The sequence below is a fragment of the Kribbella sp. NPDC056951 genome, assembly GCF_042674205.1.
Lineage (GTDB): Bacteria > Actinomycetota > Actinomycetes > Propionibacteriales > Kribbellaceae > Kribbella > Kribbella yunnanensis.
The window spans coordinates 1,171,622-1,190,612 of sequence record NZ_JBHUQZ010000001.1; the positions used below are offsets into that span (position 1 = coordinate 1,171,622).

At 68.8% G+C, this 18,991-nt stretch carries 14 protein-coding genes; 8 read left to right on the forward strand and 6 right to left on the reverse strand.

Going from position 1 to position 18,991, the window contains the following annotated elements:
* The first annotated feature begins 13 nt into the window (after positions 1-13).
* The 3 genes from ACFTSF_RS05565 to ACFTSF_RS05575 all read left to right on the forward strand — a co-directional run bounded on the left by ACFTSF_RS05565 (position 14) and on the right by ACFTSF_RS05575 (position 2,992).
* The gene (locus tag ACFTSF_RS05565; RefSeq protein WP_380152651.1) at positions 14-1,231 is read left to right on the forward strand and encodes a sensor histidine kinase; all 1,218 of its coding nucleotides are present in this window, start codon (positions 14-16) and stop codon (positions 1,229-1,231) included.
* Positions 1,228-1,905: a response regulator transcription factor gene (locus tag ACFTSF_RS05570; RefSeq protein WP_185442982.1), complete on the forward strand. Its 678-nt coding sequence runs from the start codon at positions 1,228-1,230 to the stop codon at positions 1,903-1,905. Before ACFTSF_RS05565 ends, ACFTSF_RS05570 begins: the two co-directional genes overlap by 4 nt.
* A gap of 76 nt (positions 1,906-1,981) precedes the next feature.
* Positions 1,982-2,992 (forward strand): iron-siderophore ABC transporter substrate-binding protein, encoded by a 1,011-nt coding sequence (locus tag ACFTSF_RS05575; protein WP_344159618.1) that lies wholly within the window; start codon positions 1,982-1,984, stop codon positions 2,990-2,992.
* A 585-nt stretch (positions 2,993-3,577) separates the two neighbouring features.
* On the opposite strand, the gene ACFTSF_RS05580 is transcribed toward ACFTSF_RS05575, so the two are convergent.
* Positions 3,578-4,204, reverse strand: a complete 627-nt coding sequence (locus tag ACFTSF_RS05580; protein ID WP_380152652.1) for a hypothetical protein — start codon at positions 4,202-4,204, stop codon at positions 3,578-3,580.
* 254 nt (positions 4,205-4,458) lie between these two features.
* Between ACFTSF_RS05580 and ACFTSF_RS05585 the strand changes: the two genes are divergently transcribed.
* Genes ACFTSF_RS05585 through ispF form a run of 3 tightly spaced genes read left to right on the forward strand, consistent with a single transcriptional unit; the run spans position 4,459 to position 6,167 of the window.
* On the forward strand, positions 4,459-4,944 hold the full coding sequence (locus tag ACFTSF_RS05585) for a CarD family transcriptional regulator (RefSeq protein ID WP_012918679.1): 486 nt from the start codon (positions 4,459-4,461) through the stop codon (positions 4,942-4,944).
* A 51-nt stretch (positions 4,945-4,995) separates the two neighbouring features.
* Complete coding sequence (ispD, locus tag ACFTSF_RS05590) at positions 4,996-5,691, forward strand: 2-C-methyl-D-erythritol 4-phosphate cytidylyltransferase (protein WP_344159630.1); 696 nt, start codon at positions 4,996-4,998, stop codon at positions 5,689-5,691.
* Entirely contained in the window at positions 5,688-6,167 is a 480-nt protein-coding gene (gene ispF / locus ACFTSF_RS05595; protein ID WP_380152653.1) for a 2-C-methyl-D-erythritol 2,4-cyclodiphosphate synthase, read from the forward strand. Before ispD ends, ispF begins: the two co-directional genes overlap by 4 nt.
* Before the next feature lie 42 nt (positions 6,168-6,209).
* On the opposite strand, the gene ACFTSF_RS05600 is transcribed toward ispF, so the two are convergent.
* Complete coding sequence (locus tag ACFTSF_RS05600) at positions 6,210-7,172, reverse strand: nitrilase family protein (RefSeq protein ID WP_380152654.1); 963 nt, start codon at positions 7,170-7,172, stop codon at positions 6,210-6,212.
* Positions 7,173-7,242: 70 nt separating this feature from the next.
* On the opposite strand from ACFTSF_RS05600, the gene ACFTSF_RS05605 reads away from it, so the two are divergent.
* On the forward strand, positions 7,243-8,106 hold the full coding sequence (locus ACFTSF_RS05605) for a LysR family transcriptional regulator (RefSeq protein ID WP_380152655.1): 864 nt from the start codon (positions 7,243-7,245) through the stop codon (positions 8,104-8,106).
* On the opposite strand, the gene ACFTSF_RS05610 is transcribed toward ACFTSF_RS05605, so the two are convergent.
* The 3 genes from ACFTSF_RS05610 to ACFTSF_RS05620 form a co-directional block, all read right to left on the reverse strand.
* Entirely contained in the window at positions 8,103-9,401 is a 1,299-nt protein-coding gene (locus tag ACFTSF_RS05610; protein WP_380152656.1) for a M1 family metallopeptidase, read from the reverse strand. The genes ACFTSF_RS05605 and ACFTSF_RS05610 overlap by 4 nt on opposite strands.
* A 74-nt stretch (positions 9,402-9,475) precedes the next feature.
* Positions 9,476-13,402, reverse strand: a complete 3,927-nt coding sequence (locus ACFTSF_RS05615) for a Pls/PosA family non-ribosomal peptide synthetase (protein WP_380152657.1) — start codon at positions 13,400-13,402, stop codon at positions 9,476-9,478.
* A 55-nt stretch (positions 13,403-13,457) separates the two neighbouring features.
* Positions 13,458-14,561 (reverse strand): neutral zinc metallopeptidase, encoded by a 1,104-nt coding sequence (locus ACFTSF_RS05620; protein ID WP_344159644.1) that lies wholly within the window; start codon positions 14,559-14,561, stop codon positions 13,458-13,460.
* A 55-nt stretch (positions 14,562-14,616) separates the two neighbouring features.
* On the opposite strand from ACFTSF_RS05620, the gene ACFTSF_RS05625 reads away from it, so the two are divergent.
* Entirely contained in the window at positions 14,617-16,302 is a 1,686-nt protein-coding gene (locus tag ACFTSF_RS05625; RefSeq protein ID WP_344159647.1) for a DUF2207 domain-containing protein, read from the forward strand.
* A 621-nt stretch (positions 16,303-16,923) separates the two neighbouring features.
* Here ACFTSF_RS05625 and ACFTSF_RS05630 read toward each other — a convergent pair.
* Positions 16,924-17,958, reverse strand: coding sequence for a neutral zinc metallopeptidase (locus ACFTSF_RS05630; RefSeq protein WP_344159650.1), 1,035 nt, complete (start codon positions 17,956-17,958; stop codon positions 16,924-16,926).
* Positions 17,959-18,991 lie beyond the last annotated feature (1,033 nt).

Genomic DNA, 18,991 nt, shown 5'->3' on the forward strand with positions numbered 1-18,991 from the left:
TAGCATCGTTGCTGTGGACCCCACGCTGGCTGCGGTGCTGGGCGGCGTCATCGGCGCGGCCCTGGCCCTCCTTTCACTCGGCGCGATGATGCTTTCCGAGCGATCCCAGCGCAAGATCCCCGAGTCCCCGGACCCCGCCGTACCGGGTGGTGTCGCGACCGTCCTGTCGGTGCTGCGCTCCTCCGCGGTCGTGATGGGGCCGGAGGATCAGGTGCTGCAGGCAAGCGCTCCGGCGCACGTGCTCGGCATCGTCCGGGGTGAGCGGCTGGTGGTCGACGACATCCTGACCATGGTCCGGGCGGTCCGCCGGGACGGCGAGATTCGCCAGCAGGACCTGGAGATCGTCCGCGGCCGGCTCGGCGCCACGCAGTACGTGAGCGCCCGGGTGGCGCCGCTGGGCAGCCAGCTGGTGCTGGTGCTGGTCGAGGACCGGACCCGCGAGCGCCGGCTGGAGGCGATCCGGCGCGACTTCACCGTCAACGTCTCGCACGAGCTCAAGACCCCGGTCGGCGCGCTGATCCTGCTCGCCGACGCGGTCTCCGAAGCCTCGGACGACCCGGAGGCCGTGCAGCGGTTCTCGGACCGGATGCGGATCGAGGCCTCCCGGCTCAGCCGCCTGGTCAAGGAGATCATCGAGCTGTCCCGGCTGCAGGGCGACGACCCGCTGGAGCACCCGCACTCGGTCGACATCAACGGGGTCATCGAGGCCGCCGTCGACCGCTGCCGGGTGGACGCCGAGGACCGCGACATCAAGATCGTCGTCAAGACCGAGCCGGAGCTGGAGGTGATGGGCAGCGAGGACCAGCTGTCCATTGCCATCGGCAACTTGGTGGAGAACGCGGTCAACTACAGCCCGGACGGCACCCGGGTCGCGGTCGCCGCGCACCCGATCGGCGACCTGGTCGAGGTGACCGTCAGCGACCAGGGCGTCGGTATCCCGACCAGCGACCTGGAGCGCATCTTCGAGCGCTTCTACCGGGTCGACCGGGCCCGCAGCCGGGAGACCGGCGGTACCGGGCTCGGACTGTCCATCGTCAAGCACATCGCCTCGATCCACGGCGGTGACGTGCGAGTCTGGAGTGTCGAAGGCCAAGGCTCCACATTCACCGTGAGACTCCCGTTGCGGCTCGAATCCGCCCCGGGCCAGACCGGTTCCCCCAGCCAGGAGGAGCCGGCCGTCACTCTGACGCCTACCCCGTCGGAGCAGATCACAAAGGAGACAGCTTCGTGACCCGAGTGCTGGTCGTCGAAGACGAAGAGAGCTACAGCGACGCGTTGTCGTACGTCCTGCGCAAGGAAGGCTTCGAGGTCGCCGTCGCGGAGACCGGGCCGGACGCACTGGACGAGTACGACCGGGCCGGTGCGGACATCGTGCTGCTCGACCTGATGCTGCCGGGCCTGTCCGGTACCGAGGTGTGCCGGGCGCTGCGCAGCCGCGGCAACGTCCCGGTCATCATCGTCAGCGCCAAGGACACCGAGGTGGACAAGGTCGTCGGGCTCGAACTGGGCGCGGACGACTACGTCACCAAGCCCTACAGCCCGCGCGAGCTGCTCGCCCGCATCCGCGCCGTACTGCGTCGTGGTCAGGACGTGGAGCTGCTGCCGGACACCCTCGAAGCGGGGCCGGTCCGGATGGACGTCGAGCGGCACGTCGTGACCGTCGGTGGCACCGAGATCCGGTTGCCGCTGAAGGAGTTCGAGCTGCTCGAGATGCTGCTGCGCAACACCGGCCGGGTGCTCACCCGCGGTCAGCTGATCGACCGGATCTGGGGCGCCGACTACGTGGGCGACACCAAGACCCTCGACGTCCACGTGAAGCGGCTGCGCTCGAAGCTCGAGAAGGACCCCTCGAACCCGTCGCACCTGGTCACCGTCCGCGGCCTCGGCTACAAGTTCGAGTCCTGACTCACAGCCCCGCGGGTCGTCAGGACCATCGGGGTTAGCTTAGGCTGTCCTTAGTTTCGACTGAGGAGAGTCTCTGATGGCATTGCCCCCCTTCCGGGCGATCAGTGCGGCCGCCGGCGTACTGATCGCAACCAGCTTGCTCGTCGCCTGCAGTACTGCCGACGACCCGCAGCCGCAGGGGTCCGCCAGTACGGCGGGATTCCCGGTGAAGCTGAAGAACACCTTCGGGGAGACCGTCGTACCCGCGAAGCCGCAGCGCATCGTCACCCTCGGCTGGAACGCCCAGGACATCGTCCACGCCCTCGGCGAAACCCCGGTCGCCATGCCCAAGGTCACCTACGGCCCGACCCCGGCCGGCGTCACCGCCTGGGACGCGTCGTGGTTCGACCCCGCGAAGACCGAACTGCTCGACACCGGTGACAAGTACCCGTTCGAGAAGATCGCGGCGCTGAAGCCGGACGTGATCCTGGCGCCGTACGAGGGGTTCGACAAGGCGACGTACGACACCCTGTCGGGCATCGCGCCGACGGTCGCGTACCCGGGCGCCCCGTGGCAGACCACCTGGCAGGACCAAACCCTGCTGGTCGGCGAAGCCCTCGGCAAGAAGGCCGAGGCCGAGAAGCTGATCACCGGCCTCAACGACAAGATCAACCAGGTCGCCGCCGAGCACCCCGAATTCAAGGGCAAGACGCTCGCCGTCGGCTCCTTCGGCCAAGAGAACTGGCTCTACATGCCGGGCGACCCGCGCGTGCAGATCCTCAACCAGATGGGCTTCGTGAACGCGCCCGGCGTTGAGGCACAGCAGAAGAAGAACACCAAGAACGAGTTCGCCATCAGCATCAGCAAGGAAAAGATCGCCGACGCCGATGCCGACGTCCTGATCGCGTACGTCGACGGCCTGGGTACGGCGAAGTTCGCCGCCGACCCCGTCTACTCGTCACTGGGCGCGGTCAAACGCGGTAGCGCCTACGCCCTGGACGACGAACAGGTCATCTCCGGCATGAGCTCGGTCAGCGTCCTGAGCGTCCCCTGGGTCCTCGACAAAATGATCCCCAGCCTCGCCAAAGCGGCCCAAGCCGCCAACTGAACGTCCGACGGGACCTCGGCCACAGGCCCCGCCGGCACGACGAACGGGCCGCCCCGCGCCGGGAGCGGCCCGTTCGGTTGTCTACCCCCGCACCGGCTTCCCCCGCACCGGCTCCCACCTCGCTACCGCTCGGCCCGCCGGCGCCCCCCCGCTTCCTGGTGAGAACAGTTCGCCCGACCGCACGTACTGGCGAAAGCCTCCCGCCCGTGGCCTTCGGGAGCATGTCGCGCGTGGCGGCGGACTGGGTATGCGCTCGGGGCGGACCGCCAGCACTCACCAACTGCCTGTGGGAGCGGACGCCACGCCTGAGCCCGCCCCGCCAACAGCAGTTGGTGAGTGGCTCAGGTCCGCTTCCAGTGCGGAACGGGATCCCGCGCTACGCCGCCCCGCGGTTGGTCAGTGCCGGCCGTCCGCAGCGCGCAACCGCCTGAGTCATCGAGAGCGACACTCCCCATCCCACGCAACCCGGTTCAGCAAGCCGCGTGCACGCGGCGGCGGTCGCGAATGCGCGGTCGCCGAAATGCTGCTGGCAGGAAGCGGCGGCAGCCGCGCAGGAAGGGTGGGTGGGACCCGGCGCGAGGGGTACTAGTGCTCGCCCTTGGGGGCGTCGTCGCGCGGGGTGGGGGCGTAGTGGTCGTCGGTGAGGACGGGGATGTCGGTGGTGATGGGGCCGGCCTTGGCGAAGGTGATGACTACGTTGACCATCTTGCCGGGCTCGGCGCCGGTGACCGAGAAGGGAGCCGCCGCGGGGGTCTTCGGGGTGCCCGAGGGAGTGACCGTGGGGGTGGTGCTCGGGGTGACCGTCGGGGTGGGGTCGACGCCGCCGGTCTGGGGGAGGCGGAGGGCGGCGCCTACCGCGAGGCTGAGGGGGTCGAACTTGCCGAAGGTGACCGGCGCCGGGTCTTCCGGCGGGGTGTCCGCGGTCGGCGGCTTCGGCGGGGCCTGGGTGATGGAGACCAGGGTGTCGCTGGCGGTGCCGTTGTTGATGACTACGCCGTGCAGTTCGCCCTTGCCGTGCTCGTCCGCGAGGACCAGGAGGTTGCGGACCACGATGCCGCCGGAGGAGGCGTTGGTGCCTTCGGCCGGCTGGTACGGCTGTGCGGTCTGGGCGTTGAAGTTCGCGCCACAGGCCGCCAGGACGATACTGAGAGTGGCGGCGGCACTCGCCAGCGCGGCGCGCCGGACGGACCGCGCGGACAACGTGATCGGCACTGGAATCCCTCTCCTGCAAGCTGTTTCGGGGTCCTTCGGCGCACGGCCTCCGGCGCAGCACAGCGTAGTGCCACCCCGGGTGCGGGCCGACGCCGGGTGGGCACCCGTTGGTGTCACCGGCAACAGTCTTCGCGCGCACGAGGCATGGCGGGGAGCCTTTGTCAAGGCGGGAAATGGCCTCTGACCAGCACAAACGTCAGAACCGGACCAGCCGGCGCGTGGTAGGATAGGACTCGGAAAGGGGCACGTGACATATGACTTTCACAGTCGGCGAGACGGTTGTTTACCCCAATCACGGTGCGGCCGTCATCGAGGACATCGAGACCCGTCAGATCAAAGGTGAGGACAAGACCTATCTGGTCTTGAGGATCGTCGCTCAGAACGACCTGGTCGTCCGGGTCCCCGCGTGCAACCTCGATCTTGTCGGCGTGCGTGACGTCGTGGATCAGGCCGGTCTGGAGCGCGTCTTCGACGTGCTGCGGGCTCCGCACACGGAGGAGCCGACCAACTGGTCGCGACGTTACAAGGCGAACCTGGAGAAGTTGCACTCCGGTGACGTGATGAAGGTGGCCGAGGTCGTCCGCGACCTGTGGCGCCGTGAGCGGGACCGTGGTCTGTCCGCCGGTGAGAAGCGGATGCTGGCGAAGGCTCGCCAGATCCTCGTCTCGGAGCTGGCGCTAGCCGAGCACACGAACGAGGACAAGGCGGAAGCCATCCTCGACGAGGTCCTGGCGTCCTGATTGTCAGGTCGAGTCTGATCCCGTGACCCTGCTGTCCTGTGTTGTCGCCAGATGAGTACGGCGGCGATCATTCCGGCGGCAGGTCTCGGGTTGAGGCTCGGTGGTGAGACCCCGAAGGCGTTTCGAGAGGTCGGTGGCGACGCGCTGCTGGTCCATGCGGTTCGTGGACTGAAGGCAGCGTCCGCCGCCGACCTCGTCTGTTTGGTGGTCGCAGTCCCACCCGGCACCGAAGAGACGGTCACCAAAGAACTCACCCCGTACGTCGGGGACACCCGCCTGCTCGTGGTCGCGGGTGGCGCGGAGCGGTCGGACTCGGTCCGGACCGCGCTGGAGTTGGTTCCGGTCGAGGGGATCGACTGCATTCTCGTGCACGACGCGGCCCGGGCGTTCGTCCCGGTCGACGCGATCGAGCGCGTGGTGGCGGCTGTGCGAGCCGGCGCCGAGGCCGTCGTACCGGCGGTTGCGGTGACGGACACGATCAAGCAGGTCGGTCCGACCGGTGAGGTCGTGGCCACGCCGGACCGGTCGACGCTGGTTGCGGTGCAGACTCCGCAGGGCTTCGCTCCCGACGTACTGCGGCGTGCGCATGCGGCGGGTGTGGTCGGAGCGACCGACGATGCGATGCTGTGCGAGGCGCTCGGCGTGACTGTGCTGACGGTCGAAGGGTCGCCGGACGCGTTCAAGGTGACGCGCCCCCAGGACTTGCTGCTGGCGGAGGCTCTGCTGGCGGAGAGGCGATTGGTTTGATCGAGGGCAGGATCCCCCGGATCGGCAACGGCATCGACATTCACCCGTTGGAGGAGGGCCGCCCGATGTGGCTGGCCGGCCTGCACTGGCCGCGCGAAACTGTCGGCGCCGCAGGACACTCGGACGGCGACGCAGCAGCCCACGCAATCTGTACGGCGTTGCTGAGCGCAGCCCGGCTGGGTGATCTCGGAACCAACTTCGGGACGGATGATCCTCAGTTCGCCGGTGCCTCCGGGGTATCGCTGGTGGCCGAGTCCGCCAGCCGCGTACGTGCCCTCGGCTACGAGATCGGCAACATCACCGTGCAGGTGGTGTGCAACCGCCCACGGTTCCTCCTGCGCCGGCAGGAAGCCGAACAGGTCCTGAGCGAAGCCTGCGGCGCCGAGGTCTCAGTAGCCGCCGCCACCTCCGACGGCCTAGGCTTCACCGGCCGCAACGAAGGCATCGTCGCCATGGCCACTGCCCTCATCTACTGACCGTGGTTGGGGAGTAAGACGCGCGCGGCGAGCTCGTCGGGTCTAGCTTGGGGGCGCGTCGCGCTCGACTGGGTCTGGTGAGAAGCGGGCGGCTCGGGCGTCCAGCTCGTCCCCTCTGACCAGCGTCAGCGGGGTGTACAGGTCTGGGCGGCGGCCTCTGATCCAGCGTTGGCCGGTTGAGAGCGGCACGAGGTCCAGGTCTAGGTCGGCGGTTACTACCGCTTCGGCGGGGACTGGGGTTTCGGCGATGATTCGGCCGTAGGGGTCGAGGATCATCGCGTTGCCGGTGCGGAGTTCGTCGTCGTCCGGGCCGACTCCGTTGCTGAAGACGACGAAGATGCCGTTGTCGTGGGCTCGGGCCGGCAGCCAGCGCAGCAACCACTCCCGTCCGTTCGGGCCGTTGAAGGCTTCGGTCGGATCTCCGTCCCAGACCGACAGCGGGATCGGCTTCATCCCATGCGGGCTCCGTGAGTTCGTACCGCCGGTCTGATGCGGCGCGAGCAAAACCGTGGCCCCGAGCAACGCCGTGATCCGCACGTTCTCGACCAGGTTGTTGTCCCAGCAGATCAGCACCCCGGCGCGGAATCCCCACGGCGTCTCGAACACCGTGTACGACGATCCGCTGGCGATCGCCTCGTGTTCGAACGCATGCAGTTTGCGGTGCACGTGGACCTCGCCGTTCGGCAGACAGACGGCGTACGCGTTGAAGAGTTGACCGTCGGCGGCCTCCAGAAACCCGACCCCAAGACCGGCGTCCAGGTCCTTGGCCAGGGCAAGCACCTGACGGATCAGCGGACCATCGACCGGCTGAGCCAGCTCGGCCAATCGCGCCGCCGTGTGCCGCCGCAAGTGCCAGTAGCCGAGCAGGCAGAGCTCCGGGAAGACGACCAGCCGCGCGCCCTCGGCAACGGCCTGCCGGGCCAGCCGCTCGACCGTGGCGAGGTTCTGGGCGGGCTGGTCGGGGAAGGCCTGGAACTGGACGGTGGCGGTGCGAAAGAGCGTCATACGACCATCGAAACGCCCAGCGATCCATCACGTCCAATAGATGTTTATCGATTTTCCATATCCTGTGGTTATGGACCTGCGCTTGCTGCGGGCATTCGTCACCGTCGCCAGGCTGCGGACCTTCGGGGCCGCGGCCGATGAGCTCGCGACCAGTCAGCCCGCGCTCACCAAGCAGATCCAGGTCCTGGAGCGTCGCCTCGGTTCGGTGCTGTTCATCCGCGGCCGACATGGTGCGCGACTGACTCCGGAGGGTGAACTGCTGCTACCCGACGCTCTGCAGTTGCTCGAGCGTTCAGAAGCCTTCGAACGCCGAGCCGCTCAGGTCGCCGCAGGTGTCGAGGGCTCGCTAGCGATCGGCTTCGGCCTGTCCGGCATCGAGCTGGCCCCACGCGCGGTAGCGCTCTTCCGCAGCCGCTGGCCGCGAGTCTCGGTGTCGCTGGAAGACATGTCGTCAGCCGAGCAGTACGAGCGGCTCCAGGCAGGCGGTCTGCAGATCGGTTTCGTCCGCCTCCCGGTCCCGGCCGGCCTCGAGCACCTGCGCCTCCGCAAGGACCGCCTGGCCCTGGCGCTGCCCATCGACCAGTCCGTGCCCCGAGACCTCGCCCGCTGGCTGGACGGTCGCCCACTGGTCCGACTGACGCCAGACCGCGGCCCCGGCCTCACAGCCCAGATCAACGGCCTGTACGCCGAGCTCGGTTGCCACCCGCAAGTACTTCAGGAAGCCGGGGACCTGCAGACGATGCTCGCGCTCACCGCAGCCGGCGCCGGACCCTCCGTCGTACCGCTGTCTGCCGAACGCATCGCCCCCGGCGAGGTCCGCCTAGTCCCACTACCCGGCCGAGCCGCCACCTGGTGGATCGGTGCCGCCTGGTCCACCCGAACGCCCCTCACCGAACGCTTCCTCCAAGCCGCCGCCGAAGTAGCCCGCGGCTAGCGGTTGCGGGGGCGGCGGGGGGCGGGTGGAAGGGCGTATTCGGCTAGCCAGGTGGCGAACAGGGAGCGGAGGGCTGCCTGGTCGGCGGAGAACTGGGTGGCCATGGCTACGAAGTCGGCGGTGGTGACGGACGCGTGGCGGTAGGTCTTGGTCCAGGTGCGGAGCATGTCGAAGAAGGCGTCGTCGCCGAGGTGCAGGCGGATCGCGTGCAGGGTGATGGCACCGCGCTTGTAGAGGCGGTCGTCGAACATCAGCTCCGGGCCGGGGTCCGACAGCAGCAGATCCTGCGGCAGTCCACGCAGTCGCGTGTGCGCCTTGGACACCTGCTGGTCAGCACTCAGACCACCGGACTCCTCCGACCACAGCCACTCGGCGTAGCAGGCGAAGCCCTCGTTGAGCCAGATGTCCTTCCAGGCCGACGGTGTGAGGCTGTTGCCGAACCACTGGTGCGCCAGCTCGTGTGCGACCAGTCGCTCCGACGTGCGCTTCCCGTCCACATGGTTGCTGCCGAAGACCGAGATGCCCTGTGCCTCCAGGGGAATCTCCAGGTCGTCGTCGGTCACCACGACCGTGTAGTTGCCGAACGGGTAGGACCCGAACAGCCGGCAGAACAGCGTCATCATGTCCTGCTGCCGACCGAAGTCGTACTTGAAGTCCCGCAGCTCGCCCGGCGGCACCAGGGCGCGCGTGGTGACCGGAGTCCTGGCCAGATCGAGAGCGTCGTACCGGCCGATCTGCACAGTCGCCAGGTACGTCGCCATCGGCGCAGCCTGGTCGTAGACCCACGTCGTGCGACTCGCCTTGACCCGGCGCGACACCAGTCGCCCGTTCGCCAGGGCGTGGTACGGCGAATCGGTGGTGATCGTGATCCGGTAGTGCGCCTTGTCGCCGGGGTGATCGTTGCAGGGGAACCAGGTGGCCGCCCCACTGGGCTGGCTGGCCACGATCACACCCTCGGTGAGCTCGTCCCAGCCGAGGCCGCCCCACGGACTGTCCTCCGGCTTCGGGTTCCCGTTGTACTGGATGTCGACAGTGAACTCGGCACCGTCCATCAGCGTGCTCGCCGGGGTGATGTGCAGCTTGCCGGCACGCTGGGTGAAGCGGGAGACCCGGCGGCCGTTCACCGTCACCTTGGTGGCGCGCAGCCCGGACAGGTCGAGTGCGAACCGGGACAGGGCCTGCTCGGCGACCGCAGTGATGTTGGCCTTGCCGGACAGCCGGTTGCTGTTGACGCGGTAGTCCAGCTCGAGCTCGTACGACTCGACGTGGTACCCGCCGTTGCCGTGGCTGGGCACATAGGGGTCACCGGCGGATGAGGCTCCGGGGTGTCCCGTCTGGGGGCGACCGGCACCATTAGCGAAGGCCATATTCAGCCTTGCCAGGGAGCGATCGGGTTCCCTGCCCAACGGGTTCCGTCGGGCACGCCTTCACCACGCATTACGAGAGACACCGGGCCGATGGTAGCCCCCGCACCGACTGACGCGGCAGGCAGGACGATGCCGTGCGGTCCGAGGGTCGCGCCCGGCCCGAAGGTGACTGTGCTCATGGAGAGCACTCGATCATGAAACAGGTGTGTCTGCAGCACGCAACCGCGATTCACTGTTGCCCCGTCGCCCAAAGTGACCAGATCGGCCTCCGGTAACCAGTACGTCTCGCACCAAACGCCCTTGCCGATCTTGGCCCCGAGGGACCGCAGCCAGAGCGCGAGGACCGGCGTACCGGCGGCGGCGTTCGCGAACCAGGGGGCGGCGACCAGCTCGACGAAACTGTCGACCACTTCGTTGCGCCACACGAACGAGCTCCACAGCGGGTACTCGACCGCGCGAGTGCGGCCGACGATCACCCACTTGGCCACGGTCGCCATCCCGCCCGCGACCGCGCCCGCGGCCAGGATCACCGCACCGGACAGCAGCAGCGCCGCCCACGGGCCGAGCCAGATGTCGAGCGCCTGCAGTGCGAACAGCACGCCGAGTGCGATCAGCACCGTGCACATCATCGGGACGAACCGGCACAACTCCACCAGCGCCCGGGCGACCTTGACCTTGAACGGCGGGTGGAACGTGCGGCTCTGGTCGCCCGCGACCGCCTGCCTGCGCAGCTTCACTGGCGGCGACCCGAGCCACGACGTACCGGCTTTGGACTTCTTCGGCGCAGCGGACAGTACGGCGACCAGTCCGTTCTTCGGAACTGAGCGGCCGGGGGCGGTCATCCCGGAGTTGCCCAGGAACGCGCGCTTGCCGACCTTCGCGCCGGCCACGTGCAGCCAACCGCCACCGAGCTCGTACGACGCGATCATCGTGTCGTCGGCCAGGAACGCACCCTCGCCGACCGTGGTCATCTTCGGCAGCAGCAACACCGTGGACGCCTCAACGTCCTTGCCGATCTTGGCGCCCAGTGCGCGCAGCCACCACGGTGTCGCGAGGCTCGCGTACAGCGGGAAGAGCAGAGTCCGGGCGGTGTCGAGCAGCCGCTCGGTCGCCCACACCTGCCACCCGATCCGGCTCCGCACTGGGTAGTGGCCGGGCTTGATGCCGATCCCGAGCAGCCGCACGCCAATCAACGTCAGTACGGCGAGGGTGACGAAACCGACCAGTGTCATCAGCGGAACCGCAGCGAGCGCGCGTAGCGCAGCATCACCGAGTGTCTGGGTGCCCTGGAGCGCGCGCCCGAGTACGAACAGCGCTGCGGCGGCAGCGGCGACCGGGAGCAAGGACATGACCGCGGACTGAGCGCCGTACGCCGCTACCCACCAGGGGGCGCGGGCCGGTCGCTCGTCGGGCCACGGGTGCCGGGCACGGCCGACACGGCTGGCCGGGGAGCCGGACCAGCGCTCGCTCGGCGGGACCTTGCCGGAGACAGCGGAGCCGGCTGCGATCTCAGCGCCGCGGCCGATCTCGACACCGGGGAGCAGCATGGAACGCGAGCCGATGACCGCATCCGGGCCCACACTGATCGCACCGACGATCAGCTGGTCGCCGTCGATCCAGTAGCCGGACAGGTCGACCTCGGGCTCGATCGACGCGCCCCGGCCCATCGTCAGCATGCCGGTGACCGGCGGCAGCGTGTGCAGGTCTACGCCGCGACCGATCTTCGCTCCGAGCGCTCTCGCGTAGTAGGCGATCCAGGGCGCACCGGCCAGGTTGGCTGCACCAGCTGCGTCGGCCAGGTTCTCGGCGGCCCAGAGCCGGACGTGCACGTTGCCACCGCGTGGATACGTGCCTGGCTTCAGACCGCGCAGCAGAATCCGCGCACCGACCACAGCGATCCCCATGCGACCCGCAGGAGTGATCAGCAGCAGCCAACCGGCCAGGATCCACCACCACGACACCGTGCGGATCCACGGCAGCGGTCCGGCGAACTCGTCGAGCAGGTTGTTCAGTGTGAACAGGTAGACCAGCCAGCGCACGCCAACCACGGTCTGCAGTACGAGCGTCAGTGCGGTCTGCAGCAGTTGCGTACCGGGCGGTGTCGGCCGGATGTCGCGCAGCTCGACCGGCTCCGCCAGCACCTGCGTGGACTCGTCGAGCCGATCGGCCAGTGCGCCCAGCCGCGGGTACTCGTAGATGTCAGCGACGGTCACCTCGGGGTAGCGCTCGCGCAGCGCGGACACCAGCTGCGCGGCGGCCAGACTGCCACCACCGTGCATGAAGAAGTCGTTGTCGGTACCGGTGACCTTGGCACCGAGCACTTTCGTCCAACGCGCGGCCAGCCAGCCCGCCGTACCGTCCAGCTCGGCAGCTGGGCCGTCGGAGTCAATCCCGGGCAGCGGCCAGGGCAGTGCGTTCCGGTCGACCTTGCCGGACGTGCGGGTGGGCAGGGTGTCGACGATGGCGAGTAGCGGCACCAGCGCCGCGGGCAGTGCCTCACGCAATCGCTCTGTCGCACTCTGCTGATCGAAGGCCTCGTCCGGTACGACGTATCCGACGAGAAGCTGATTACCAGCCGCACTGGCCCGTACGGCGGCTGCTGCACCGGACACCCCGGGCAGTGCCTGTAGAGCCGCGTCGACCTCGCCCAGCTCGATCCGGCGGCCACCGAGCTTGATCTGCTCATCGGCCCGGCCCTGAAAGAGCAGACCGGCCGCCTCGTTCTTGACCAGGTCACCGCTGCGGTAAGCGCGCTCCCAGCCCAGTGTGGGCATCGGAGCGAACTTCTCCGCGTCCTTGGCCGGGTCCAGGTAGCGGGCCAGGCCGACGCCACCGATGATCAGCTCGCCGATCCCGCCCTCGGCCACTTCGTTGCCTTCGGCATCGACCACGGCAAGATCCCAGCCGTCCAGTGGGAGGCCGATCCGGACCGGGCCTTCTCCGGTCAGCTGTGCGCCGCACGCGACCACAGTCGCCTCGGTCGGGCCGTACGTGTTCCACACCTCGCGGCCGTCGACGGCGAGCCGCTCGGCCAGCTCGGGCGGGCACGCCTCACCGCCGAAGATCAGCAGCCGGACCTGGTCGAGCGCATCGGCCGGCCAGAGCGCAGCCAGGGTCGGCACGGTCGAAACGATCGTGATGCCCTGAGCGACCAGCCAGGGACCGAGGTCCATGCCACTGCGGACGAGTGAGCGAGGCGCCGGTACCAGACAGGCGCCGTACCGCCAGGCGAGCCACATCTCCTCACAGGACGCGTCGAACGCGACCGACAGTCCGGCCAGCACCCGGTCGTCAGGGCCGATCGGCTCCTGCTGGAGGAACATCCGGGCCTCGGCGTCGACGAACGCGGCCGCGGACCGGTGAGACACCGCCACACCCTTCGGTACGCCGGTTGAGCCCGAGGTGAAGATGATCCAGGCATCGTCAGTGGGTTCGGGCCCGTCCGACATCCGAGGCGCCGGGAGGGCCTCGGGGGCGTCCATCCGGGCCGAGTACGGGTAGTCGGAGTAGCCGTCGGCGTTGTCGTTCGACACCGGGAGAACCGGCTGCTCGCGCAGTACGGTGAGCTCGAGGTCGTCGGCCACCGTCGCAGCGACGGCGGCCTCGCCGAAGACCAGTTCGGCGCGCTCCTCCGGGTCGTCCGCGTCCACCGGCACGTACGCCGCTCCGGCGTGCAGCGTGCCGAGAATGGCGACGTACAGGTCGTTGTGTCCGGACGAGATCCGGACACCGACGCGGTCACCGGGACCGACACCGGCTGCGGTCAAGCGGGCGGCAAACTTCTCCACCTGGGCCATCAGCTCGCGATAGCTCAGGCTGACACTGCCGTCGTCCAGCGCGGGCTCGTCGGCGTACTTGGTGGCAGTCTCGGACAGCACGTCCACCAATGTCCGCGCCGACGGCGCCAGGTCCCCGCGTCGCAACGTCACGGGCGCATGTTACGCCGTTCGGTTAACGACGCCGGAACGTCGAGCAACGGGTGGACTACTTCACCAGGTCGGTGTTCACCGCGAACGTGTTGCAGGCCTTGTTCGAGCCGATGTTGAAGCCGTTCTGGATCCAGAAACCCTGGCTGGTGGCCAGTCCGTGCGTCCGCTCGTTCTCGGGCGTCGACGGGCTCTCACCGAAGCTGTTGCTGGACTGCTCTTTGAACTCGTCCAGTCGATTGGTCAGCGGGTAGGACTGCTCAACGGCCTTGCTGAACACACCTGCGAAGCAGGACGCCTGCAGCTCGTTGCGGCGCGACGACTCGAGCTTCTGCTCCGGGTGGTCCTGCAGATAGGTCATCCGCGCATAAAACAAACCAGTGACTCCCTGCACGTGGTGTCCGTACTCGTGCGAGATCGTCATCAGGTACGCGAGGTCCTGCTTCGGGCCGAACGCCTTGTTCATCTGCAGTACGTCGGTGTACATCACCTGGTTGCCGTAGCAGTAGAAGGCGAGCACCCGGCCGGACAGCGGTGCGAAGCTGCCACACGGTGTGACCACCGGCTTGTCGAACACCACCAGACCCGGGTCCGGCTTCTCCTGCCCGATCTCCTTGAAGATCGGCCGCCATGCGTCGTTCAGGCAGGCGAACAGCTTCTGGTAGTAGACCTTCTGCGCTTGCAGGCTGCCGGTGCCGAGGTTCTCGGCCTTGCAGTTCTGCACCGGTAGCGGACCGGTCCGGTAGATGTTTGCGTTCAGCAGGAAGTCCTCGGCGGTGCCCTTCTGCGGCTTGGTGGTAGCCGTCGGCACGATCGACGGACCGGTCACGCCCGGATCAGCACTGGCGTCGCCGCCCCGGCCGAGCAGCGCGATGATGACCACGAGTGAGACGCCTAGGAAGCCCACGACCAGGACGCAGAACACCAGCAAGCGGGTGGCGCCGCCACGGCGCTTCGGTGGCTGGAAGCCGTTGAACTGCCCGCCGGGCGGGCCGTAGTACGGCTGGGCCCACTGACCCTGCGGCTGCTGGTACTGACCGTATTGCTGCTGCCCCGGGGGAGGGCCGGAGTACTGGCCCTGCCACGGTGCTGCCTGGGGTGGCGGGAGCACACCGGGTGGGGGACCGACCCGGTCCTGGGGACCGCCGTACGGGCTGCTCACCGGTCTTGCCCTCCTGATTTCGCTCGACGAACCGGGACGAGACTACTCTCAACCCATGTCACTGAAGCGCCGCGTCCTCCCGGCCGCCCTGATGATTTGCCTGACCGCACCGATCGTTGCCCTGAGCACGTTGCCCGCCCACGCCGCGGACGACCAGATCTCCGGGTACTCCGCCGATGCGACGCTGACCAAGGACGGCAAGCTCCAGATCAAGGAGACCGTCGACCTGACCGCGGGCGGCTCGACGTTCAGCCGGACCCTGACCACCCGGGTCCGCGCCGACGCCGAGCGCGACCGCACGTACGACGTGACTGACATCTCAGCCACCGTCAACGGTCAGCCCGCGCAGGGCTTCAGCGACGAGGGCATCGACGGCGGCCGCCGGATCACCGTGAACGCCACCGGCAAGACCACGGTCGTCTACAGCTATACCGTCGGCAACGTGGTGGCCGAGTCCACCGAAGGCCGCGAGGTGAGCTGGCCGGTCGTGCAGGGGTTCAACACCTCGATCCCGAAGGCGGCACTGTCGATCAACGTACCGTTCGCCACCTGGGTGACCTGCTTCGCCGGCCGCACCGGCTCGAGCATGCCCTGTACGTCGTCGCAGCTGGCGGAGTCCGCCGGGCTGGAGATCACCCAGAACGGCGTCCCGGCCGCCGGCCGCGTCACCTTCCTGACCGGTCTGAGCGACCAGGCGACCGTCCAGCCGAACGCGGCGTTCAAGACCCGCTGGACGCTCAGCCGGGCATTCACCGTCGACGCGAGCACGGTCGGCCTGGCTGTGATCGTGCTCGGCATCGGACTGCTCGGTGCGGCGGCGCTGTGGTTCCTGCGCGGTCGTGACGCGGCCAAGGTCGGTGAGGGCGCACCGGAGCGCCCGGTGCTGGAGGGTGCCGACGGCCCGCAGTTCGCTGCGCCGGACGGGATCCGTCCTGGGCAGGTGGGGACGGTGGTCGACGAGACCGCCGACGTGGTCGACATCACCGCGACCCTGCTGGACCTTGCTGTGCGCAACTACCTCACCATCGTGGAGCTGCCCCGGCAGTCCCAGTTCGGCAAGCTGGACTGGGAGCTGCATCGCCAGCACCAGGGCGGACCGGAGCTCCTCCCGTACGAGAAGGCACTGCTGGACGCGCTCTTCGCAGACGGTGACACGGTGGTCGTCTCCGAGCTCGGCGCCGCACTGCGCCCGCGCCTCAACCAGGTCCGCGAACACCTGTACGCCGACGTCGTCACGCAAGGCTGGTTCGCGAGCCGTCCGGACGCCGTACGGAACCGCTGGACCACTGCGGGAGTCGTGCTGCTCGGAGCAGGCGTCGTACTGACGATCGTGCTGGCTGTGGTGAGCAAGTTCGCTCTGGTCGGCTTCGCACTCATCCTGGCCGGTCTGGCCCTAGCCCTCGCCGGCCAAGCCGCACCGGCCCGCACCGCCCGCGGCGCCGCGGTCCTAGGCCGGGTCGCCGGTCTCCAGCGCTACCTGACCGACGAGACCTCCTCCTCACTCCCGCACAGCCACCGCCTCGAGTTCGCCTCCCGCTGCCTCCCGTACGCCGCAGTCCTAGGCCTCACCGAGAAGTGGGCCGCCGAAATCGCCGCCACCGACGATGACGACGACCCCGACGCCGGCATCGGCTGGTACTCCGGCCCCGAGAACTGGCACCTCTCCGACATCGGCGAGTCCCTCTCCAACTTCGTAACCTCCTTCGGCGGCTCCCTGGCCTCAGCCCGCCGCCTCTTCTAACCGCCGGCAACAGTTCCTCAGGCACCTTCGGCGCGACCACCTCCCGTGGTCGCGCCGAACCCATTTCCCGCGACCACCGCGATCCACCGCGCACAAGCCAGCGCCACTTTGAGCACCCACCACCCAAATCCCACCCGCACACATGACTGCCCCGTGCTCAAAGCCCTCGCGCCGAACCACCTTGGGCACCCGTCAACCACGTCTCGCGTGCGCAAGTGATCGAACCGTGCCCAAGGCCCTCGCGTCGCCACTTTGAGCACCCACCAACCACTTCCCGCCCGCGCACGTGACTGGCCCGTGCTCAAAGCCCTCGCGCCGAACGACCTTGGGCACCCATCAACCACGTCTCGCGTGCGCAAGTGATCGAACCGTGCCCAAGGCCCTCGCGTCGCCACCTTGGGCACCCGCCAACCACTTCGCGCCCGCACACGTGACTGGTCCGTGCTCAAAGCTCGCGCGCGGGATCGCCTTGGGCACGCATCGACCACCTTTCGCCCGGACATGTGACTGAGCCGTGCTCAAGGTGGGCTTCAGCATGCGCCGACCGCGTTGCTTCGTCGACATGCGTTCGGCGCAACCACGGGGGTGGTTGCGCCGAAGGTGTTGGAAGGTGCGGTGGGGTTAGGCGACTCGGGCTTGGCCGGCTTTGAAGGTGTTGCAGCTGCCGGGGCGTTTGGTGTTGAAGCCGGCGATGTTCCACTGGTAGTTGCTGGCGCGGTTGCCGTGGTCGTGGACTCGGGGGCGGGAATACTCGTCGCCGGTGTGCGAGATGAGGAAGCGGTAGCTCTGCAGGAGCGGGCCGGTGATCGGGATGAAGCCGGAGTTGATGCCGAGGTAGGCGGCGCCCAGGCAGCTGGCCTGGAGTTCGCGGCGGCGGCTCTCCTCGAGCTTCTGGTTGGCGTTCATGTGCTGGGCGCGTTCGAGGGAGGCGGCCAGGATGCCGGTGCGCTTCTGGATGTGGTGCCCGTACTCGTGGGCGAAGGTGCTCAGCATCAGTGCGCGTGCGTAGACGGCGTTCGACTTGTATGCGCGGGCGTCGACGGAGTACGGCATGTAGATGGTCTCGTTGGCGCCGCAGTACGCCGCGCGCACGCTGCGCTGCACTCCGCACGGTGACGCGACTTTGCCGTTGTAGACGGCGACCTTCGGGCCGCGGTACTTGACCTTGATCTTGTTCATCGCCGGGAGCCAGGTGGCGTTCAGGCATGCCAGGGACCGGTTGTAGTAGTTCGTCGCGAGCGCGAAGCTGGTCGGCACGAACGGGGGTTCGGGGCACTTCGACGGTGCGAGCAGACCGACGGCGTACAGGTTGCTGCTGTTCACTACCTTGTCGGCTGCCGCGGTGTTCGGGCCGGTCGGGGTCGGTGATGGCTTCGGGGCCGCCGAAGTGGGTGTCTGCGACGGTTGGGTCGACGGGGTGTCCGAGGAGGAGACCGGGGTCGGGGTGTCGGTGGACTGGGGAGCCTTGTCGTCGCCGAGGTTGCCGACGAGCAGGGTGATACCAGTGCCGACCACCAGTACGGCGAGGGCGACCAGACCGATCAGCAGGGCGCGCGGTGTCTTGCGGGGCTTGCGCCGCCGACCCGAACCGGGCGGCTGCGGGATCGGAATCGGCGGGTACTGCCAGGTCGGCGGCTGCTGCACCGGCTGACCCATCGGCCCGATCGGACCACCCGCCGCGTGCCGCGCACCACCCGACTGCCCCTGCTGCTGCTCAGGAGCCCCCCACAAATAAGACCCCTGCGACCGCTCTGCCGCCGGCGGACCGGAGTGAGCCCCGAGCGGCTGCTGCGGTGCGCGCTGCGGAGGAATCGGTCCCGCGTACGGCGGCTGTGCGGGCCGAGTGCCAGCAGGACCCGACTGGTGCATGCCGGGCGCGGGCTGCGCCGGGCGGGAGCCGGCCGAGCCGGACTGGGGCGTTCCGGGAGCCGTCTGAGCCGGCCGGGAGCCAGCCTGGGGTGTGCCCATCGCGGGTCCCGACTGGGGACGAGTCCGAGCCTGCTCACCAGGAGCCGAGGTCGGTCGCCCCGGAGCTGCCTGCCAACCACCTGGTTGACCAGCGGTGGGCTGGGCCGGGGCAGGTTGACCGGAAGCGGGCTGGCCGGGGGTGGGCTGGGTGGAGGTAGGCGGGGTGCGGTGGTCGGCCGGGGGCTGGGTGGGGCGGCCGGGGGCGGGCTGAGCGCCACCTGGCTGACCGGTGGTGGGTTGAGCCTGGGCGGGGCGGCCGGAGGCGGGTTGGGTGGAGGTAGGCGGCGTGGGGTGGCTGGCCTGGGGCTGGGTGGGGTGGTTGGCCGGGGGCTGGGGCGGGGCGGGGTGGCCGGGGGTGGGCTGCGTACTACCTGGCTGCCCAGCAGTCGGCTGCCCAGTACCTGGCTGGCCGGCGGGGTCTTCGGGGCGGCGGGTGGTCCAGCCTTCGCCGAACCAGTTGTTGGCCGGGGGCGGTTGTTCGGACCCGGTGGGGTCCTGGAACTCGCGTTTGGCCTCGCTCCCGGTCCACCACTGGCGTGACTCCGGGGGAGCGGCGTTCTCGCCGTCCGCCGGTTCGTCCCCCCGTGGTGGGTTCCCGCTGTCCGACATCAAGACTCCTCACGACCTTGCTGGGTGTAGCCGTCGACATGGTGCTTCCGGCGCTTCTCGGGGTGCCGAAGCAGCGCACGGTCCTTCGCCCCCCAGGCCTTCGCCGTACGCC